Consider the following 20474-nt stretch of genomic DNA (forward strand, 5'->3'; position numbering starts at 1 on the left):
TGCCCCCGAAAAGTTTAACGCTTATTCATCACAGAAACTGGTTCTGCCTAGCCGCAGATTAAAAGGGAACCGTGTGAAAATCACGGACTGTCGCGCAACTGTAAGTAACTGAAATCTTTATCAAAAGATCCACTGTGCGAGGCATGGGAAGGAGATAAAAGATGTTACAAGTCAGGAGACCTGCCTTTTTCTTAAACAAGAAACTTTCGCGATCTGAAGTTTTATTGATCTGATGGATTGTTTCAGGAATTTCTAAGGTTCCTGTCATTATTCTGTTGTTTTAATATGATTTCATTTCGCTTTAATTAATAATGAAATATGACTACAGAAGAAAGAATTGAAGCTGCCGAAACCAGAATTTTTAAAGCGGTTTTCCCAAACACTACCAACCATTATGATACTCTTTTCGGAGGTACAGCCATGCAGCTGATGGATGAAGTAGCCTTTATTGCAGCTACCCGTTTTGCAAGAAAGAGAGTAGTAACCGTAAGCAGTGACAAGATCGATTTTAAAAAACCTATTCCTGCCGGAACGATTGTAGAACTGATCGGAAGAGTTTCATACGTTGGAAAGACCAGTATGAAAGTAAGTGTAGAGATCTATACAGAGCAGATGTATTCCTATGAAAGAGAAAAGGCTATTGTAGGTGACTTTACTTTTGTTGCCATCGATGAATTCAAAAAACCAATTCAGATTTTATAAATAGATTCGGGCGGCCTTTGGCCGCCCGAATCTATTATTTCTACGATTTAAAAGTATTACTTCAAAACCTTTTCAGTTTCCAGGCTTCTGTTCAGCAACAACTCAAAAGCCTCTCCCATTTCATCGGAAGCTCTGGTAATGGCATTTTCAAGCATATTTCTGATTTGTTTTTCGGTAACGCCAGCTTCTGTCCAGCTTTTTCCTGAGGTATGGGAGTTCAGGATAAACGGCATGATCCTGTCAATGGAACAGGCAAAAATAGCATCCGGTGTTTTTTCTTCTTCAAATTCAAGCCACAGATTAAAGAATTCTGTGCGTAGAGGCTCATCCAGGATTCCGAAGATCTTTTGTGCTGAGGCTTTTTCACGCTCAAACTTTCCTACCATGGCTTTTTCATCAAAAAGGAATGTATCTCCTGCTTCAATTTCTACCAGATCATGAATAGAAAGCATTCTGATCACCCTTAAAAGATCGATATCTGCCCGGTTTTTAGCATAAGGATAAAGGATCTGTGCCAGGATAATGATCTGCCATGAGTGTTCAGCCGTATTCTCTCTTCTGGTGTCATCTGCATTATAATTTCTTCTTTGCACGTTCTTCAGGGCATCTACGGCCAGAATAAAATCAATCTCTTTCTGTATCTTCATCTTACTTTAGTTTATTATATTCTTCTGATGAGTAAATCCTGGTTTTGGTTACCCATTTATTCTTTATTTTTTCTTTTGTGATCACTTTTACACGGTCTTCATTGGTCATATCCACTTCTTTTTCAAAAACTTTATCCAGTCCTTTATTCGGGATTACGGCGTATTCTGTAGTAAAAAGATCACAGCAACCGGATTTTCCGAAAGTAGTCAGACGTTTGCGTTGGGAGTCAACACCAAAAAAATCAAATCCGTTTGATGCAAGTTCCGTAAGTTCTTTACTTTTTACAAAGCTCATTCTGGTACTGTTGAACACATATACATCATAAGAAGCACTGTGATAGTTCCCCATATTTCCGTTCCTTAAGGCTATATCTTCGGTACCGTCAAAATTAAAATCATCGATGATAATAGCGCTCTGGTCTTTGGCCAGCTCCATCATTTTTCCGGGTTTTGGCTTTTGATCAGGCTTTAGGTCTATTACCAGGTCATCAGATACAAAGGTCTGTACCCTGGTATTGCTGTTATTAAACAACTCTACGGTTCCTTTGCCTGTACATCTGCTATCATAACAATTTTCAGAATGAATGACAGCACTATAATTTTTCGAGATATTTTTGACTTCAAACTGGTATTGCGCAAAGCACAAAGGCCCCAGAACAACGAAAGCCGAAAGATTCTTAAACTTATTCAATAGATTCATAGTAATAGTAAATGGATTGGAAGTGTTTTTTAAAATTCATAACAAAAATACGAATCATAATACCGATCTCAAAATTCCGGTTTCATATTTTACTATTCATTTCCTCCAAAGAGGTCTTGGTCTACTTATCGTTTGGGTCTCTGAAATTCAATAGGAATAGGCTTCAGCCCATCCTCAACCGATAAAAATCTTCCATTGGCTTTAGCTAAAACCTGTTCAGACACAAATACCATTAAAAACACCACACATTTTCCTCCTTATTCAACCCAATTCAAGTCAAATTTCAAAAAAATGCACTTGATTTTGTTTTTATTAATTTTCAATTAAAAATTTATAATACTGATTGTCAAATGATTAATAATTTTATTTTAAAAATTTCACTACTTTGTATTGCATAATACCATTTTATTTACATATCTTTGTAATGTAAAATTAGAATACGCTCAACTAGCTAGGGGCATTTTTCTAACTATAAACCTTAATTAACAAAACTTATCAAAGATGAATACTGAAAATACCAAAGCGCAAATGCGAAAAGGAATTCTGGAATTCTGTATTCTAAGTCTCATCAATAACCGTGAAATGTATGTTTCCGATCTGATTGATGAACTGAAAAAAGGAAAACTGGATGTAGTGGAAGGGACCCTCTACCCTCTTCTTACAAGACTTAAAAACGGAGAGTTTCTCTCCTACAGATGGGAAGAATCTACCGGAGGACCACCCAGAAAATATTATCAGATCACAGAAAAAGGAAAACTTTTCCTGGATGAACTTCTCAATACGTGGAATGAACTGACAGCCTCAGTCAACCAAATCACCCAACAAAATTAAAAAACAAAGCTATGAACAAGACACTCTCAATAGGACTCGCAGGTTTTTCTTTTACAATAGAAGAACACGCATATATAAAGCTCAGCGATTACCTGAACGCTCTTAGAAGCTCACTGGATGTTTCGGAGGCAGATGAGGTAATGCATGACATAGAAATAAGAATGGTGGAGATCTTCAAAGACTCTCTTGGAAAACGTGAAGTGATCAACGATACGGATGTAGAAAAAGTAATCGCACAGATCGGAACGCCTGAGAAAATAGAAGAACAGGAAGAAGCTTATTTTTCTGAAAAAAACACAACTAAAAATACCCATTCAGGAACCAACTATTCAGACAAAAAACAGCTGTTCCGTGATCCTGAAAAACAAAAAATCGCAGGGGTATGTGCCGGTTTAGCGCAATACGTTGGAATGGACATTACTGCCATGAGAGCCATCTGGCTTGGAGTTTTCGTTCTGGGAATTTTCACGGCAGCCATTTCCTCTTCATTGATCGGACTTCTATATGTAATCCTTTGGATCGTACTTCCAAAAGCTGAAACCGCAGCAGATTTCCTGAAAATGCAGGGAAAGCCTATGAACTTCGACAATCTTAAGAATGAGTCTAATAAATTGGTACAGTTTGCCAATGAATCTACTCAGAGGGTCGGAGAAATATACAACGAAAACAAACCTTACATCAATAACGCAGGAAGCGGAGTATGGAATATACTGAAATATATTGTAGGCGGAATCTTCGTATTGATGGCAGTAGGAAGTATTATAGGAGTATTTGTATTATTCGGGCTTTTCGGAATGGATACGGACTTCCCGGGAGCTAATGAGATCAGATTCTATATGGATGATCAGGGACTGGATAAAGTACTGGCAGCCATGATGGTGATCGGAAGCTTAATTCCTGCAATTCTCTTCAGCTTATTAAGCATCAAGATTTTCTCTCCAAAAACAAAGCTGAGAAACATCGGATGGGTAGTCGGAGGTCTGTTTCTTCTTCTGATCGGGCTTGGAACATACTTCGGTATCAGCATGGCCAAGAAAAACATGATCTACAGAGGAAGTAAGGAGGATACTGAAAATATAGCGATCAACACAACTTCTGATACGGTATACGTAGATATGAAACAGGTAAGCATCCCGCAGAACTACAAAGCCTATAACGATGATATTTATTCAGATAAGAGAAACGTTTATGAAGAAGACTATGTTTCTGTAGAAGTGACAAGAAAACCGGATATCAAAACGCCTTATCTGATCATCAAAAAAGAAGGCAACGGATATAACTTCCCAATTCAGCTTACCGTTCCTGTAGAAGTTGTTGACAATAAAGTGATGCTTCCCAACTTCGTAAAGTATCCGTATGAGCACAGATTCAGAGATTACAGAGTAAACTATGAACTGGTAGTACCATTGAAAGCAAGGGTAATTTCTATGAACAAGAACAGAATCAATATGGACGGAGACCTTGATGGTGACGGCATTAATGACGATGATCAGGACAGAGATGAAAATGAAGACAAAATCAGAATCGAAAAGAATAAGATCACTGTAAACGGTTCCAGCATTGTATATGATTCCAATGATAAAGACAGCATCATCATCAACGGTAAAAAAGTGCCTAACAACCAGGCTAAGAAAGTAATTGATTCTGTAACATCCGATATCAAAAAAATCAACAAGGATGTAGACATCAAAATCAAAGACGGAAAAAACGAAATTTCCATACAAACTAAATAATTAACTTCAGAGAGTGGCAGAAGGTGTGGATGGAAGGCAACCGTTTGAAATTCACACCCTTCTTCTCTCAGAAAAGTGAAAAAAAACAATATTTAGTTCTCTATGTGAAAAAATTGTTTTAATTTCGTAAAGCTAAAAATATAATAACCAATAAACTAAAAACACAGCCTTATCATGATACAATTTGCAATGGAATTCGTAATGAAAATCGTAGATTTAATTAGCGGTTTGTTTTAAGAGCGATAATATTTCAATATATTTGTAAAGTATAACCAAAGTTTGGTTATACTTTTTTGTTTTTAATTCAAAAATCTATGAAAAAGCTGATAGGCAAACTGATGTTAAAATTATTAGGCTGGAAAGTCGTTTTACAGGGCGACGTCAACAACCTGAACAGGTGCATCCTGGTGGTGGCACCCCATACCCATAATATGGAATACATTTTAGGAAACTTTGCCTACTGGTCTCTGAATAAACCTTTGAAAATCATCATTAAAGATGCCCATACCAAAGCATGGTACGGGAGCGTTGTAAAAGGACTGGGAGGAATCGGTATCGACAGGAGCCAGAAAAACGACCTGGTTAACTTTGTTGCCAATCAGTTTGCCAAAGAAGATTTCAGCCTTGTCATCACTCCTGAAGGAACAAGAAGCTGGGTACCGAAATGGAGAAAAGGATTTTATCATATGGCTTTAGCAGCAAAAGTCCCTATCGTTCTGGCTGCAGGTGACTTCAAAAGAAAAATTGTGTATCTGGGATATACTATTCCCTACGAAAGAATTGCCTCGGTGCCTTTTGCAGAGATCATGCAGGAAATTCAGGATTATTATGTGAAAAATGATATCGTTCCTAAGGTTCCGGCCAACTGGAATCCAGATATTATGGGAACCGGCAGTGAATCAGAAGCCAAAAGCTAGAAGCCGGAAGCAAAATTACTTAGTACTCATTAATTATCTATAATCAACATGAAAGGTCAGACAAAAGAAGAAATATTAGCGTTCATCAATAACTGGGGAGACGAAACCCTGGCAAAAACCCTTGAAATAAAATTCATCGATATTGATTTTGAAAATGAAACCCTTACCGCTACGATGCCGGTACTTCCGAGAACCCATCAGCCGTTCGGGATCATGCATGGAGGAGCAAGCTGTGTTCTGGCAGAAACTTTAGGTTCAAGCCTGTCGAATATCTTTATCGACGGTGAAAAATATTACGGGGTGGGCACCAATATCAATTCCAATCACCTGAGAAGTAAAAAGGACGGTATTGTAACCGCTACTGCCCGCTTCATCAGAAAAGGAAAAACCATGCACGTTTCGGAAATTGAGATCCGCGACGAAAAGGGAACACTGATCAACCATACAACAATGACGAATAATATTATTCATAAATAAGCTGAAAAAACATACAACATAGAAAACTCAATTTTTTTGAGTTTTTTTTATATCCTTACTGCAACCTTTTTATTTTCCCGCATCCTATAAAAAACAATAACCATGAAAATTCAATTTTTAGCTTTTTTAGCCGTATTTATTTTCTTTGTTTCCTGTAATGAAGATTCAGATCCTGTAGAGAAAACAGCGTCTTATGATGTATATGTGGGCGGCGTAGACAATTTCAAGGCAGCTTACTGGAAAAACGGACAGCAGACATTTGTACAGGGAGGAGACAACCTGATGGGAACTCAGATCATTGTAGACCATAATGATGTTTACCTTTTCGGAACAAATATTGAAAAGATAGATCCTACCCCGGCATGGTACTTCTGGAAAAATGGAGTAAAACACAATATTGCGCAGTATTTAAACAGTACAAACGACAGTCATTTTTCCATACTAGGGAAAATGGAAGTTCATAACGGAGATATTTACTTTTTAGGAACGGCAACCAACCCTTCTCCTGCTTCTTCACAGGATCTTTATCAATACTGCTATTGGAAAAACGGTGTAAAAACTGTTTTAGAAACATACGGACAAGGCAATTCTATCATGCCGGGTGGTGGTATAAAAGTCTATAATAACGACATATACGTTGCAGTACGCAAAAATTTCAGCTATTTTCCTGTTCCTTCATGGGATCTCGGATATTATAGGAACGGAAACTACCATCTTCTTGCGAGTACAGGTACAATTGTCCCTCATAGTTTTATCAATGATCCTTCCAATCCCTCACAATTTTATATGCTGACAGGAAATGCAGATACCCCTACCAATCCAAGCAATCCAAACGATATCTCTTCTGTTAAAAATATCACGTCAGGAAGTGATATCCAGGTTCCGGCCAATATTCTCCAAAGTAATATAACCGATATGCGTTTTGAAGGTTCTGACAAATATTATATCGGTAAGAAATTTTATTATAAAAACAGTAATCTGGTACAGCTAAATGATCCGGCCGGGTTCAATAGTATCGGGCACTTTGAAGTAAAGGATCAGAATATCTACATGACAAGGCTTAATCTTGACCAGAATTCTGTAAAATTTTATATTAATGACGTAGAAACGTTAAGTCTTTCCGATATCACGAAAGGATGCTTCAACTCTATTTTTGTTGTAAAGAAAAACTAACATATCATCCTTATACTTGTTAGCCTTATGAGCAAATTCCCGTTTTGGGAATTTGTTTTTGTTTTCAGATAAGTATTTTTTCTTATCATTGCTGCAACCTTTTTTTCTTTTTTCATCTTATAATAAAAAAGAACTATGAAAAAATTATTTATTCCTTTTTTATTCATCTTTATGGTGCTCATTTCCTGTAAAAGTGATGATATTGAGATTTTAGAAGAAAAAACAGTTTCTTATGACGTGTATGTTACCGGGAGCGAAAACAATACGGCCTGCTATTGGAAAAACGGACAAAAAACGAATTTACCGGGAGGAGCCGGTATAAATCCGTCAAAAATCATTGTAGAGAACAATCATATCTATGTTTTTGAAAGTTCTGCCTTCTGGAAAGATGGAATCAAGACAGACATAAGACAATACCTTGCTGTTCCTGCAGCCCTGTTATTAAATATCCGGGAATTTTATGTTGAAAATGATAATGTTTATCTCCTGGGATATGTTGAAGATCCTAATCCTGCAGCTCCTTCACAAAAATACCAGTTCTGTTACTGGAAAAACGGAATAAAAACCGTGGTTGCTACCGATCCTGGGGAAATGGTCTTTAACAATTCGGGGTATTCTATGACTGTGTTTCAGTCTACAGTATACATTTCCGGACATCAAAAGATAAATGGTACGGTGAGTTCCGGCTATTTCAAAAGCGGAGTTTTTTATCCTGTTACACAGGGATATCAATCCAATTCAATTTCTTCTGACAATACTGCAATTTATCTGTCAGTTAACCGTTTTTACAAAAATTTAATCACCGGAATAGAAACCCAGCTCACCCCGATTCCGACCGGATTGAATTTAATTACAAACAAAATTCTGATTGATCATACTGATATTTACCGGTCAGGTTTCAGCACTTATTATAAAAATGCAGTCGAAGTACCTGTCACAGGTCCGCCATTCAACGGCATTGCAGATATGAAAGTTCTGGATGGAAACATATATATGATAAGATGGTCTGATGGCTCTCTTCTGAATTATAAAGTTTTCATTAATGATGTTGAAACCCAAATGACAAGCGGTAACGGCAGGTTCAATTCAATTTTTGTGGTAAAAAACTAATACCATTGATGACAAAGACCCATGACTGGCAAAAAATCTACAGTGCATACTCCCCAAAACTCCTGGGGATTTGCCGCAGATATATACAGGATATACATACCGCAGAGGATGTCCTTCAGGACAGCTTCATGGCAGGAATACAAAATATTCATCAGCTTAAAGACGAACAGATGCTCTTTGCCTGGCTCAAAAAAATAGTGGTCAATAATGCATTACAATACTTAAGAAAAAGCAGCAAAGAAACTTTTCTCACCGAAGAGCCTTCAGAAATCACTGAAATTTCATTCGCTATGGACGACAATACCGAAGAAAAAACTCATGTTCTCGCCTATGATTTCACACAGGAAGAACTGCTGTCCTCTATTGACAGTCTTCCTCTTCACCATAAATCCGTATTTAATTTATATTTTATGGAACATTATTCTCACGCTGAAATTGCCAGTCAGCTGGGAATAACCGTTAACACTTCAAAATCTCATCTTTTGAGGGCTAAAAAGGGAATACAGCATTTTCTGCTCAATCACTTCATTACCTCTGATACGCCTAAAAACAAAAAGAAAATCACCCAACTTCTTGTTTTTCTTGGTTTTGCCAATCTATTATGGGCGCAGACCTTCAAAACAAAATTTTCCGGTTTTTCAATTTCTCCATCCAGAGCATTGGAACTTCCCGAGCATGCTGCACTACAATGGCCATCTTTTCCAGTAAAGCATAACTTTTACAGAAAAACGGCATCGTTAACAATCATTGGAGTGACTTTTTTCATTCTCACAGTAAGTTCTGTTATTATTTTCCGCCCCAATCCTCTCAATTCTGTTAAAAGGACTTTCTTTAAAGGTTCAGAAAAAAATGTTCAGAACCGAGAAAATCAAAAGGGACCGGACAGCCAGGGCAATACAGAAAACGGAGGACAAATACCCCCTGAAAAACAAGCTGAAAAAACTGTGCCTGCCTTTCTTATTTCAGAAGAAAAAGTAAGCAGTATCAAATCCAAAGAGCATCAGAAAAGAATACAAGATACGGCAGAAGCTCCCCAAAAGATTATTGTTGTGAAAAAAATAATACAAAGAGACACCGTCTATATTGAAAGATAAATTATTAATACCCATGTTTTCAAAAAAATCATTTTTCATTTTTTTCATCCTTATTCTACAGACCTTCCATGCTCAGAGGAAAAAGGCAGATACGGTATATGTTTATGAAAAGGTCATTGTTTATGACACCGTTTATCTTGAAAAAGCTTTAAAAATACAGCCTGCCGGAATTTCCATAAAACTTCCTCCTGTATGGAATACAGAAATTACAGAGATGATTTCCTATAAAGATGAAGTTAAAGGAGTAGAAGTTAAACTTTCCCAAAGATTTCAGTTCGGAGCGGGTATTGAAGCAGGCATCAAGAAAGGTTTCTGGTCAAAAGGCTTCTCTGAAAAAGATTCACAGTCAGGATTTGGAGCCGGTATCTGGGCTTCGAAACCCATCTATAAAAGGTTTTCTGTAATGTTGTCTGCCCACATTTACCATTGGAACTCTACTTTTGACCTGGATGCGAATAAAGAGGATACCTGGCTGAACGGTTTCTATTTCTCTGAAGATCGGCAACCTCTTCTCTTTCAGAAATTCAACAATAAACATTTTGAATATGATCTGCAGTTAAAGCTTCTTTATGACTGGAATAATATCCGTCCTTTCACAGGCTTTCTTGTCAACAAAAACACTTATAAAATGCAGTTCCTGGTTCCGGAAAATAAGGTATTGAGTAAGCTTGATGATTTTAAATCAGATCAGATCAATTTCGGCTTTTCTTTGGGAATCCAGTATTTGCTTCTGAAAAAATTCCTTGTCTCTTTAGAATATCAGGAATACAAAATGAAGAATATAAGATTAAAAAACAGTGATTTTAATTTTGACATCTTTAAGACTAATAATACCTTTGCAGAAAGGAAAATCAACCTCGGAATTTCCTATATTATTTCCGGCCGCTGATTTTCAAAATCACTTCATAACTCATGATTTATTTCAAACTTCCTTTCGATGAAAGACTATGGTCTGTTAATGAGCAAAACAATAAAAATGCAGTCAGTTTCTATTCTTACGACAGCCTGAATCAGATCAGCTTCAACGGAGATATCCTCGAAATTTCTTCGACTGAATTTAATGGAATGTCCATTACCAGTGAGCAGTTGAACAATAGCCCGGCAAACGTTAACGCTGAAACCAAAGATGAATATTGCAATACGCTGGAACAGGTCATCGGAGTGATCAAGGATCATCATCTGCCTAAACTGGTGTACTCAAGAAGGAAGATTTTTACTGATTTCAACAGTATTGATTATCAGGAAAGTTTCGGAAACTTATGTAAGACCTATCCTAACGCTTTCAGGTATCTGTTCAATGATGGTGAAAACGCCTGGATGGGGGCTTTCTCTGAAGTTTTGGGAAAATTCAACAAGACAACCCATGAGTTTGAAACGATGGCCCTGGCAGGCACCCTTCCGGTTTCAGAAGAATGGTCCGGAAAGGAAATTGAGGAACAGAAACCTGTTACCACTTACATCCGGAATATCCTGGAAACCTACTCGGATCAGGTTCTGCAATCGGAAACCTATGATCATATTTCCGGAAATATCAAACATTTAAGGACAGATTTCAAAACACGGATTAAGCCTGAAGACCTTGATCAGCTTATTAAAGACCTGCACCCTACTCCGGCTGTCTGTGGTATTCCCAAAGATTTCTGTAATGAGAATATCAGAAAATATGAGAAATTTCCCCGTGAATTTTATGCAGGTTATATTAAGATCGAAACGGAAGAAACCATCCAGTATTTTGTCAACTTACGATGTGCCAGGCTTTATAAAGATGCCGTACATGTATTTGTAGGAGGCGGGATCACTGCTCAGAGCAGCCCTGAAAAAGAATGGATTGAAACAGAGCTGAAATCTGAGGCTATACTGAAGAATCTGGTTATCTCTTAATACAATAAGTTTTGGCTAAAGCCAATGGAAGATATGATTTATTTTTTAAAATGGGCTAAAGCCCATCGCTATTGAATTTTAATTCCACTCCATTTCATTATTACAACAAAAAACCTCCTTCGTATGAAAGAGGTTGATGTATATCTGAATAATTTCTATTTATTTTTTTGCACCTATTTTGCTCCAGGTATCCATTACGAAAAGCAGGAGAAGGCCTAATGCAGCTGCTGAAGCTGAAAATACAAATTTAAGGTTATCTTCATCACCCAAGATGTCTGTCTGCCAGTTGATAGCATAAAGGTTAATGGCAATGAATACGATAAATACTACTAGAAATACTTTATAAAACTTCTGCATGATACTTAAAAATTAATATAATTCTGCACCAATTGAGCAAAATTTGCGGTGAATAATTTAATTGAAATCGCCAGGAGGATAATTCCAAAAACTTTCTGAAGGATCATCAAGGTAGCATCCCCGATTTTCTGTTCTAACCACTTCGCTGATTTCAGCACCAAATATACGAAAATTGTATTAAGAATGATTCCACAAATAATATTAATATCATGAAATTCAGCTCTGAGGGATAAAGCCGTTGTGAGTGTTCCGGCACCTGCAACCAGCGGAAATGCGATGGGTACAATAGATGCGGCCTTTGCTTCGGTTGTTTTATTGATCTCAATGCCTAAAATCATTTCCAATGCTATGACAAAAATCACAAATGCCCCGGCAATGGCAAAGGAATTCACATCTACTCCGATAAGTTTAAGAATCTTGTTTCCTACAAACAAAAAAACGATCATAATTGCACCGGCAGTAATCGCAGCTCTGCCTGCTTCAATCTTCCCGAATTTCTGCTGAAGCCCTACAATAATAGGAACAGACCCAATGATATCGATTACGGCAAAAAGTACCATAAAGCTGGTGATAATCTCTTTAAAAGAGAAACCTTCAAAAATTTCCATCTCTTTGTAATTAAAAATTTCGCAAAAATATGAAAATAAACTGATTATTTGCTAATTTGTGAATATAAATTAACAATTGTTTTCAAAAGTTCTTCAAGACCTTCTCCGGATTTCACAGGAGCATATTTCTCCATCTGGATTTTCTGCTGCAGATTGCTGTATTCTTCTGCTACTGAAGAACCTTTGTGTTTTTCAAGAAAAGTCTTAAACTCTGCAACAGTGCCTTTGAAGTACTGGTTTCTCACTTCCTGATCCAGCTCTTCAAATGTTACAAAAAACTTTTCATACTCTCCGTTGTCCTTCAGGTTTTCAAGGTAGCCAAAATAATCATTGATATCCGTTTTCAGCAATTCTCTGATTTCCTGTTCTGTTTCAGCCACTGATCCCAAAGGTTTTGACGGTACGGTTTCCCTAACTAATGTACGTTTTTTTTGCCAAGTCTTAAATAACAGATAGATAACGAACAATCCCAGAAGAATGGCAATATTGACCAAAAGAATATTCCAGTGGAATTTACTTTTTTCTTTTACTTTAAATGAAGTTGTTTTTAAAACCGGAGTATTCACCGTTTCAAGGAGGTTATTGGTATATTCATTAACCTTTTCTACGGTAGAACGGGACTCCAGGATCTGGTCATGAGAAAAAGCATTCAAAGCTAATGTTTTCTGTCCAAGATCTACATATTCCCTGTTTTCAGGATCGAAGAAAGCAAACTGCTCTGTCCTGATGGCTATTGATCCTGATTTATTTGGGATTACCACATAGCTGGCCATGATCTCCCCTTTCATTCCGGTAGTTCCCGGACTCACTTTGGAGGTGATCTTAGGGGCGAAGATTTCATAGTCAGGGGATGCGGCAATTTTAGGAAGTTCCATATCCGGTAAATTACCTTCTCCTGAAACTTTTACTACCACATTCATCGGTTTTTTGGCTTCTACTTTTTCTTTGGAAGCATTATAAACACTCACATTGAAGTTTCCTACAGCATTTTTAAAACATTCGGGCGCTCCTTCCGGAAGCTTTCTTACGTTGATTTTTACTTTATTGGAGACAATCTTACTTTTACTGGAATAAGAGCTTACAGATGCTGATACGGCCGGGATTTCCACATAACCTGCTTCATTAGGAAATACCATAAACATGGCCAGCACCTGTGACGGCATGTTTCCATAACCAGACGGGTCTATTTCAGATCTATTAAAATTGATAGGGTGTACATTGATATTATCCTGCTCAGGAAGGCGGATGTTTTTTACCTTTCTGAGGTTATCCATATTCCTGGAATATACCTTCAGTACGGCAATCGTAGGCTGATCCTGGTATACGTCACGGTCTTCAATTTCCATATTCAGATAAACCTCATTGGACGTATTGGCGGCCAGCGCTCTTTTGTCTACAATATCCCTGATGTTGACATCAAAAGGTTCGGTTTTATAGATCTTATTATTGACGGTAACCAGAACGGAACCTATTTTTATTTTACCCTTTTTCTTAGGTTCAAGGGCTATTCTGGAAATCTTTTGAGTAATTAAAGTATTGGTGGCAGGGTCTATGACGGTATTGGTTACAGATCCGCTTCCTATGATATTAAATTTTGAAAGGTCCGGAAGCTGAAATCTGGATTGCTGTTCCAGGTCACTTCCATTAAGTTCCAGTATGATCGTAAGGTTTACAATATCTTTGCTGCCGTATTCAGATTTGTCTGCATCAAGACTGAGATTTACCTGTCCGTAAGTAATTACGGATGCCAGAGTAAGCAATATGTAAATCAATTTATGCTGCATCACCAATCTTTCTCGTTGCTTTCAGGCATCGAATAAGAATTTTTGTTTAAAATTCTTCTGGCGGTTTCTTTTTCTTTTTCGTTTATTTTATCTAAGATCGCATTTTCAAGATTCTTTGGCATTCTGCCCTCATTGTTCGGATTTTGCTGAGGGTTATTTCCCTGGTCGCTTTTTCCTTCATTCTGTTCGCCACTACCCTGGTCCTGTTTCTTGTCTTTATCACCTTTCTGATCGTCACCTTTGTTCTGATCACCACCGCCTTCTTTTCCTGAATTGTTCTGCTCGTTCTTTTGTTGCTTTTCTTTTTCTTTCAGTTTGGCAATTTCGTAATTTTTCCGGGTAGCCTCACTGTATGGGTTTTGCTTCAGCGATTTCTTATAATAATCTGCCGCTTTTTCCGGCTGGTTCATCTGCATATAGGCATTTCCTAAATTATGAAGCGCTGCTGCTTTATCAGGAAGGGTTTGCGAAAGCTTTTCTGCTTTTTCAAATTCTGCTTTGGCCTCTTCATACTTTTTACTCTTATACAGAGCATTTCCCATGTTGTAATGAGCGGTAAAATCCTTGTCGTTGGATTTCACTGCTTCCATATATTTTGATGATGCTCCTTCATAATCTTTACCGTCAAATTTCTGGTTACCTTCATGAACTAAAGTCCTGTAGTTTTCCTGCCCAAACAAAAAGCCTGAGAATGAGAAAGTAAGAATAAACGATAAAAATATAATTTTAGTATTCATCACTTGCAAAATTATTCCTTTATATGTTAAGAAACAGAGTTTTATTTGTTAAAATTCGGTTAAAGTACTTGTAGAATTTCTTCTATAAAACAGGGAAAAACTACACATTAAAATCTTTTTTGGGATTAAAAATATAAATTAAAAAGAAGAACAGGATAGATACTGCCAGAAAATATTGATAATAATGGTTGGCATTCTGTGATTTCACCAGTGTTTCAGCACCTGAAGACTTCTTATTAACAGCATCTATGATCCTGTCAGGAGCTTCATTGATGTTATTTCCGTCAATATAGCTGCTGCCGGTAGATTCTGCCATTTTCTTCAGCGCATCGGTTTGTCTTTTCGAGATTACCGTTCCGCCATTGATGTCTGTTTTATATCCCATTAACTGTCCAAAGGAATATTCAGGAACCGGAGCTCCTTCATCCGTACCTATTCCTACGGAAGTGATGCTTATTCCTTCTTTATTGGCAAGTCTTATCGCTGCATTGTCATTTCCTTCATTATCCTCACCATCACTCAGCAATACTACTTTTCTGGAGCCTTTGCTTACATTTTTAAATTTTTCTACAGCCGCCTGCATTCCTTTCAGAAAGTCGGTCCCCTGTACCTGCATGGAATTGGTTTCAATACCGCTGATATAAGTTTCTGCCGAATTGTAATCGGTAGTCAATGGCATGATAGACATCGCCTGGCCTGCAAAGATCACAATTCCCACTTTATCATTCTTCATTTTCTGCATTGTTCCCAGCATCAGATTCTTTGCCTCCGCAAGGCGACTTGGATCAATATCTTCCGCATTCATCGAGTTGGAAACATCCAGCATAAAAATCACATTATTCAGTCTCTGGGTACTCTTCACTTCCTCCGAACCGTTCAGAAGATCTATAATTGAAAATATGAGAAACAGGGTACCCAACAGATATAATGCAGGGAAAAACTTTGTAAATCCTGATTTTTTTTCAAATAAGTTATCATGAAACTGGCTGCTCGCAAAAATTTCCCTTTTCCGGTTTCTCCATTTCAGGAAACGGATCATAAAGGATGCTAACAGCGGCAGAAGCAACAGTAAAAATAAATACCAATAATTTCCTAAAGACCAACTCATCAGCTTAAAATTTTATAAAACACCCATCTCAGCAATGCATCCAATACCAGCATTCCTAAAGCAATCCACAGGAATATCTTGAAATATTCGTCATAATTGTAAAGCTTGGAAACTTTCACATCCGTTTTTTCCAATTGATTGATCTCGTCGTATATTTCTTCAAGACTGCTGTTTGAAGTTGCCCGGAAATATTTCCCTCCCGTCGTCTGAGCAATTTCTCTCAATGTATTTTCATCAATGGCCACTTCAGTTTCTGTAAAGATCAGATCTCCGAAAATATCCTGTGAAGTGGGCATCAGGGCATATCCATTGGTCCCGATTCCTATGGAATACACCTTAATATTATTATTCTTGGCCAGTTCGGCAGCTACCTGAGGCGGAATAGCATTCTGAATATTGCTTACCCCATCAGTCATCAGGATGATCACTTTGCTTTTGGCCTTGCTTTTAATTAAGTGATTTACCGCAACAGAAAGTCCTTCACCAATCGCTGTTCCGGGCTCAAGGCCTGCAGAGTTCAGGTTTTTGATTTCGTCGATAACTACCTGATGATCTGAAGTGACGGGAACCTTTGTAAACGCTTCTGCAGCATACGCTACCACTCCTATTCTGTCATTCGGACGCTTCTGCACGAATTTCACAGCAATATCTTTCAGGGCAGTGATCCGGTCAGGATTCAGGTCTTTGGCCAGCATACTCAGTGAAACATCTATTGACAGCATGATATCAACTCCTTTTGTATCGTCTCTGTCCTGAGAAATGGTGAACGTTCTCGGTCTGGCCATAGCAATGATCAGAGCGGAAAGAATGATATACTTTGATATTTTCAGTAAAAAAAGCACCCCCCGGATCCCGCTGCTGTCATTCATATCCTTTATGGTAGGGACTTTTATTCCTTTTCTTTTCCGTTTACCGGCATCTTTAATCAAAAGAGGGATAAACAGCAGAAAAAGAAGCAAAAACCACGGGCTGTAAAACTCAAAATTAAACATCCTTTCTTAAGTTTTCAAATTCTAGATCTTTGGATGATCTTTTTACAAAATCTCTGATACTGGCAAAGTCTTTTTCCATAGTTTCCTGATCCGGGAATGTTTTGGCAAACTTGACGAGGTCTCCTCTCAAGAAGACATCTTCCACTATTTTTTCATTGTCCTGGGAGATGGTATTGTTCTTTTTCATTACCTCGATAAGGTCATCGGTAAGAAGCACATCTGCGGGAAGATGGTATTGTTTTGTAATAAAGTTTCTGGAAATATCGATCAGCTCAACATAGAACGAACGGAAGTTACCTCCTTCAATATATTTTTTCTTTTTCAGGGAATCAAGTTCTTTCAATGTCTGATTGGTAGCCACTACCGGAGCGCTTTTTGATTTTCTTCCCCATTTTACAATCATAATGACAGCAATAATCAGAGCAATCACTGCCAACGCTGCCAGAATATAGAATTTATACAGCTCCCAATAATCTTTGGCAATAAGTTTTACCTCCTTATTCTTCATGATATCATTGATCTGATCGGCTTTCTGAGCCGTATTAATGACATCTATTTCATAGGGAATGGTTTTAAGTAGTTTATCTCCGACTTTAAATTCCAGTTCGGGAATGGTGAATTTTCCTTCTTCAAAAACAGCAAATTCTATTTTTCTTTCATAAGAATTCCCGTTCTGCCCGATACTGTCTTTGGTTTCTTCAAAATGAAAAGGAAGCAGCTCATTCTTTGGTGCAGAAGTCACCTGCTGCTGGTTAAGATTGTCAATTTTTACGACGAGACTGTTAACCTCACCTAAAGCAATTGTTTTCTTTTCTACATTGGAGGACAATATCTGTGAAAAAGCATTTGCACAGACCAGAAAAGATAATATTAAAAGTATTTTTCTCAATGTTACAATATAAAGGCTGATACCTTATGTTTTTTTATATCCGGGTAGTCCCGTGTTATTTATTTTTTCTGAAAATAATTATACAACAATTTTGAATAATCTGAGCCGGTACTGATATTCATGAAGCTTGCCGAGCTATTGGCAAAATCTTCTTCCAAAGCTCTTAACTTTTGTTTTTTGGCTTCTGCAAAGGTATATCTCCATCTTGCACCAGACGTATTGGCCCAAACTTCTTTCCCCGTTTCCGAATCATATAAGAGCGCATAGCCTACATCAGGAATTTCGTTATCTTTTTCATCATAAATCCTCATTCCCAGCAGCTGATGTTTCTTCGATGCCACCCTCAGCATTTTGGAATCATATTCATCCTCAAAGTCTGAAAGCAGAAAAACGAGCGATTTTCTTTTAAAAATCCCCATCATATATTCCAGAGCCTTATCCAGTTTGGATTCTGCAGGAACATAATCTGCCGTAAGAATAGTACTGATGATGGAAAGGATATGCTTTCTCCCTTTCTGTGGAGGAATAACCTTATACACTTTATCCGCAAACAGGATCAGTCCTACTTTGTCATTATTGCCTGCAGCAGAAAATCCTAAGCTGGCAACAATCTCAGCTACATATTCTCTTTTCAGCTGCACTTTGGTACCGTAATCCATGGAGGCAGAAATATCTACAAGAAGCATCATTGTCAGTTCCCTTTCTTCTTCCATCACCTTCACAAAAGGTTCACGGAAACGGGCTGTTTTATTCCAGTCGATCCTTCTGATTTCATCTCCAAACTGATATGGTCTTACCTCAGAAAAGGTCATCCCCTGCCCTTTGAAGGCACTGTGATATTGTCCCATCAAAGCAGCCTCCGTCTTTTTTCTGATACGGATTTCTATCTGCTTTACTTTTTTTACAATATCTTTTATCTGCATATTCTGCTCTTAAATTTTATTTTGGTTACGGGATGCGGGATTCGGTCCGTTCCGACTTTTAGTCTTTAAATTCAATAGAGACGTTCAACCATTCGTCGTCAAATTTCGGGCTGTATTTTTTATAAAAATTAATAGCAGGCTCGTTCCAGTTCAATACCTGAAACACCATTCCGCTGTAATTATTGATCTTTCCGTGTTCCAGTGTTGCATCAAACAGTTTTTTCCCGATCTGCATTCCTCTCATTCTTTCTGTCACTACCAGATCTTCAAGATAGAGTCTTCTTCCCTTCCAGGTTGAATACCTGTCATAATATAATGATATTCCTACAATCCTGCCATCAACTTCTGCTACAAAAGCGCCCCAAACTGGAGATTTCCCGAATCCATCCTCAGTAAACCGGTCTAAGGTAACCGTCACTTCATGCAGGGCTTTTTCATATTCCGCCAACTCCTTAATTAATTCCAACATGGAAGCACAGTCCTCCTGAACTGCTTTTCTGATCAATACTTCACTCATTACGGTGCCTGGATTTTTGCTAAAATTCTGTTGATGATTTCTTCACTTGAAATTTCTTCGGCCTCTGCCTCAAAAGTCAGTCCCATTCTGTGCCTCAGCACATCTTTCGCCAGTGCTTTTACGTCTTCAGGGATTACAAAAGCTCTTCCTTTCAGGAATGCATAAGCTCTTGAAGCAATTGCAAGATTGATTGATGCCCTTGGAGAAGCTCCGAAGCTGATGTAATTTTTCAGTTCAGAAAGTCCGTAATTTTCAGGATAACGGGTTGCAAACACCATATCCAGGATGTATTTTTCAATTTTTTCATCCAGATAGATCTGATTGATCAGTTCTTTGGCATCTACAATATCCTGAAGCGAAATTACAGGCTTTACAGAGGGTTGATGCGATGTGGAAACCATTCTCATCACCTGTCTTTCATCTTCAAAAGCAGGATAATCTATGGTACACTTCAGCATAAAACGGTCACTCTGAGCTTCCGGCAGCAGGTAAGTTCCTTCCTGATCAATCGGGTTCTGAGTAGCGAGTACCAGGAACGGCTTTGGCAGCTTCATGGTTTCATCGCCAATGGTCACCTGCTTTTCCTGCATCACCTCAAGAAGTGCAGACTGTACTTTTGCCGGTGCACGGTTGATCTCATCCGCCAACACGAAATTGGCAAATACAGGTCCTTTTTTTATAGAGAAATCATTGTCTTTGATATTATAAATCATTGTTCCCACTACATCTGCGGGAAGCAGATCCGGTGTAAACTGAATTCTGGAGAATTCACCATGAACGGCATCAGCCAGGGTTTTAATCGCCAAAGTTTTAGCCAGTCCCGGTACTCCTTCCAAAAGAACGTGTCCATTCCCTAAAAGGCCTACCAGAAGGCGGTCTATCATATATTCCTGTCCAATAATAACTTTGTTGATTTCCTGTCTCAGAAGAGAAAACAAGTAGTTTTTTTCTTTTACTTTTTCCGTTAACTGGCGAATATCTTCGGCTTGATATGTATCTGACATAGCTTGATTTAAAATAAGTGGTAAATTTCTGATAAATACTTGCATTAATCAACACAATGAATGCCATTTTTGAGTTAAAGTTTGTTAAATATCCGGGATTGACAATCTATTTTAAAGAATAAATAACTGTTTTCCTATCCATAAAAACAGATTTACAGTGTATTAAGAACCTCTCAAAACTTTTATTTTTTTAAAAAAAATTTGACCACTTCATTGTTAAAAAAAATTCAATCATAAAAGAATTCCGATACATCAAACACAAAAAATGTTGTCATCTTACCGATCACAAC

Annotated in this window: 22 protein-coding genes and 1 riboswitch; of the genes, 10 read left to right on the plus strand and 12 right to left on the minus strand. The window is 37.8% G+C overall.

What is annotated here, in order from left to right; translation table 11 throughout:
• Positions 1-21: 21 nt before the first annotated feature.
• Positions 22-202, plus strand: a riboswitch (cobalamin riboswitch).
• Positions 203-318: 116 nt separating this feature from the next.
• Complete coding sequence (locus BBI00_RS10570; RefSeq protein ID WP_065398734.1) at positions 319-702, plus strand: acyl-CoA thioesterase; 384 nt, start codon at positions 319-321, stop codon at positions 700-702.
• A 56-nt stretch (positions 703-758) separates the two neighbouring features.
• Here the strand turns inward: BBI00_RS10570 and BBI00_RS10575 are convergent, their stop codons facing one another.
• Together BBI00_RS10575 and BBI00_RS10580 are read right to left on the minus strand one after the other, a co-directional pair.
• On the minus strand, positions 759-1349 hold the full coding sequence (locus BBI00_RS10575; protein WP_065398735.1) for an HD domain-containing protein: 591 nt from the start codon (positions 1347-1349) through the stop codon (positions 759-761).
• Position 1350: 1 nt separating this feature from the next.
• Positions 1351-2049: an XAC2610-related protein gene (locus BBI00_RS10580; RefSeq protein ID WP_065398736.1), complete on the minus strand. Its 699-nt coding sequence runs from the start codon at positions 2047-2049 to the stop codon at positions 1351-1353.
• 501 nt (positions 2050-2550) lie between these two features.
• Here BBI00_RS10580 and BBI00_RS10585 point away from each other — a divergent pair.
• The 9 genes from BBI00_RS10585 to BBI00_RS10625 all read left to right on the plus strand — a co-directional run bounded on the left by BBI00_RS10585 (position 2551) and on the right by BBI00_RS10625 (position 11265).
• The gene (locus tag BBI00_RS10585) at positions 2551-2880 is read left to right on the plus strand and encodes a PadR family transcriptional regulator (protein WP_002977573.1); all 330 of its coding nucleotides are present in this window, start codon (positions 2551-2553) and stop codon (positions 2878-2880) included.
• Between the two features lie 11 nt (positions 2881-2891).
• Positions 2892-4613 carry a PspC domain-containing protein gene (locus BBI00_RS10590; RefSeq protein WP_065398737.1) on the plus strand — a complete coding sequence of 574 codons (1722 nt, stop codon included), beginning with the start codon at positions 2892-2894 and terminating at the stop codon, positions 4611-4613.
• A 314-nt stretch (positions 4614-4927) separates the two neighbouring features.
• On the plus strand, positions 4928-5530 hold the full coding sequence (locus BBI00_RS10595) for a 1-acyl-sn-glycerol-3-phosphate acyltransferase (protein WP_065398738.1): 603 nt from the start codon (positions 4928-4930) through the stop codon (positions 5528-5530).
• Between the two features lie 48 nt (positions 5531-5578).
• Positions 5579-6007, plus strand: coding sequence for a PaaI family thioesterase (locus BBI00_RS10600; protein WP_065398739.1), 429 nt, complete (start codon positions 5579-5581; stop codon positions 6005-6007).
• 102 nt (positions 6008-6109) lie between these two features.
• Positions 6110-7180, plus strand: a complete 1071-nt coding sequence (locus BBI00_RS10605; protein WP_065398740.1) for a hypothetical protein — start codon at positions 6110-6112, stop codon at positions 7178-7180.
• A gap of 135 nt (positions 7181-7315) precedes the next feature.
• Entirely contained in the window at positions 7316-8290 is a 975-nt protein-coding gene (locus BBI00_RS10610) for a hypothetical protein (protein ID WP_065398741.1), read from the plus strand.
• 8 nt (positions 8291-8298) lie between these two features.
• Positions 8299-9384 carry an RNA polymerase sigma factor gene (locus tag BBI00_RS10615; RefSeq protein WP_065398742.1) on the plus strand — a complete coding sequence of 362 codons (1086 nt, stop codon included), beginning with the start codon at positions 8299-8301 and terminating at the stop codon, positions 9382-9384.
• 13 nt (positions 9385-9397) lie between these two features.
• Positions 9398-10273 carry an outer membrane beta-barrel protein gene (locus tag BBI00_RS10620; RefSeq protein WP_065398743.1) on the plus strand — a complete coding sequence of 292 codons (876 nt, stop codon included), beginning with the start codon at positions 9398-9400 and terminating at the stop codon, positions 10271-10273.
• Between the two features lie 23 nt (positions 10274-10296).
• The gene (locus tag BBI00_RS10625; RefSeq protein WP_065398744.1) at positions 10297-11265 is read left to right on the plus strand and encodes a chorismate-binding protein; all 969 of its coding nucleotides are present in this window, start codon (positions 10297-10299) and stop codon (positions 11263-11265) included.
• A 159-nt stretch (positions 11266-11424) separates the two neighbouring features.
• Here the strand turns inward: BBI00_RS10625 and BBI00_RS10630 are convergent, their stop codons facing one another.
• From BBI00_RS10630 to BBI00_RS10675, 10 genes are all read right to left on the minus strand, one after another.
• Positions 11425-11622, minus strand: coding sequence for a hypothetical protein (locus BBI00_RS10630; protein WP_065398745.1), 198 nt, complete (start codon positions 11620-11622; stop codon positions 11425-11427).
• 5 nt (positions 11623-11627) lie between these two features.
• On the minus strand, positions 11628-12230 hold the full coding sequence (locus tag BBI00_RS10635; RefSeq protein WP_065398746.1) for a MarC family protein: 603 nt from the start codon (positions 12228-12230) through the stop codon (positions 11628-11630).
• Between the two features lie 44 nt (positions 12231-12274).
• Positions 12275-14014, minus strand: a complete 1740-nt coding sequence (locus BBI00_RS10640) for a BatD family protein (protein WP_065398747.1) — start codon at positions 14012-14014, stop codon at positions 12275-12277.
• Positions 14014-14751, minus strand: coding sequence for a tetratricopeptide repeat protein (locus BBI00_RS10645; protein WP_083988474.1), 738 nt, complete (start codon positions 14749-14751; stop codon positions 14014-14016). The genes BBI00_RS10640 and BBI00_RS10645 overlap by 1 nt, the downstream gene beginning before the upstream one ends.
• A 100-nt stretch (positions 14752-14851) precedes the next feature.
• Complete coding sequence (locus BBI00_RS10650; RefSeq protein WP_065398748.1) at positions 14852-15859, minus strand: vWA domain-containing protein; 1008 nt, start codon at positions 15857-15859, stop codon at positions 14852-14854.
• Positions 15859-16851: a VWA domain-containing protein gene (locus BBI00_RS10655; protein ID WP_065398749.1), complete on the minus strand. Its 993-nt coding sequence runs from the start codon at positions 16849-16851 to the stop codon at positions 15859-15861. Before BBI00_RS10655 ends, BBI00_RS10650 begins: the two co-directional genes overlap by 1 nt.
• The gene (locus BBI00_RS10660) at positions 16844-17740 is read right to left on the minus strand and encodes a BatD family protein (RefSeq protein ID WP_065398750.1); all 897 of its coding nucleotides are present in this window, start codon (positions 17738-17740) and stop codon (positions 16844-16846) included. The genes BBI00_RS10655 and BBI00_RS10660 overlap by 8 nt, the downstream gene beginning before the upstream one ends.
• Positions 17741-17799: 59 nt before the next feature.
• The gene (locus BBI00_RS10665) at positions 17800-18663 is read right to left on the minus strand and encodes a DUF58 domain-containing protein (RefSeq protein ID WP_065398751.1); all 864 of its coding nucleotides are present in this window, start codon (positions 18661-18663) and stop codon (positions 17800-17802) included.
• Between the two features lie 58 nt (positions 18664-18721).
• Entirely contained in the window at positions 18722-19180 is a 459-nt protein-coding gene (locus BBI00_RS10670) for a GNAT family N-acetyltransferase (protein WP_065398752.1), read from the minus strand.
• Complete coding sequence (locus BBI00_RS10675) at positions 19180-20184, minus strand: AAA family ATPase (RefSeq protein ID WP_065398753.1); 1005 nt, start codon at positions 20182-20184, stop codon at positions 19180-19182. Before BBI00_RS10675 ends, BBI00_RS10670 begins: the two co-directional genes overlap by 1 nt.
• Between the last annotated feature and the right edge of the window lie 290 nt (positions 20185-20474).

This window comes from Chryseobacterium arthrosphaerae, assembly GCF_001684965.1.
Classification (GTDB): Bacteria; Bacteroidota; Bacteroidia; order Flavobacteriales; family Weeksellaceae; genus Chryseobacterium; species Chryseobacterium arthrosphaerae.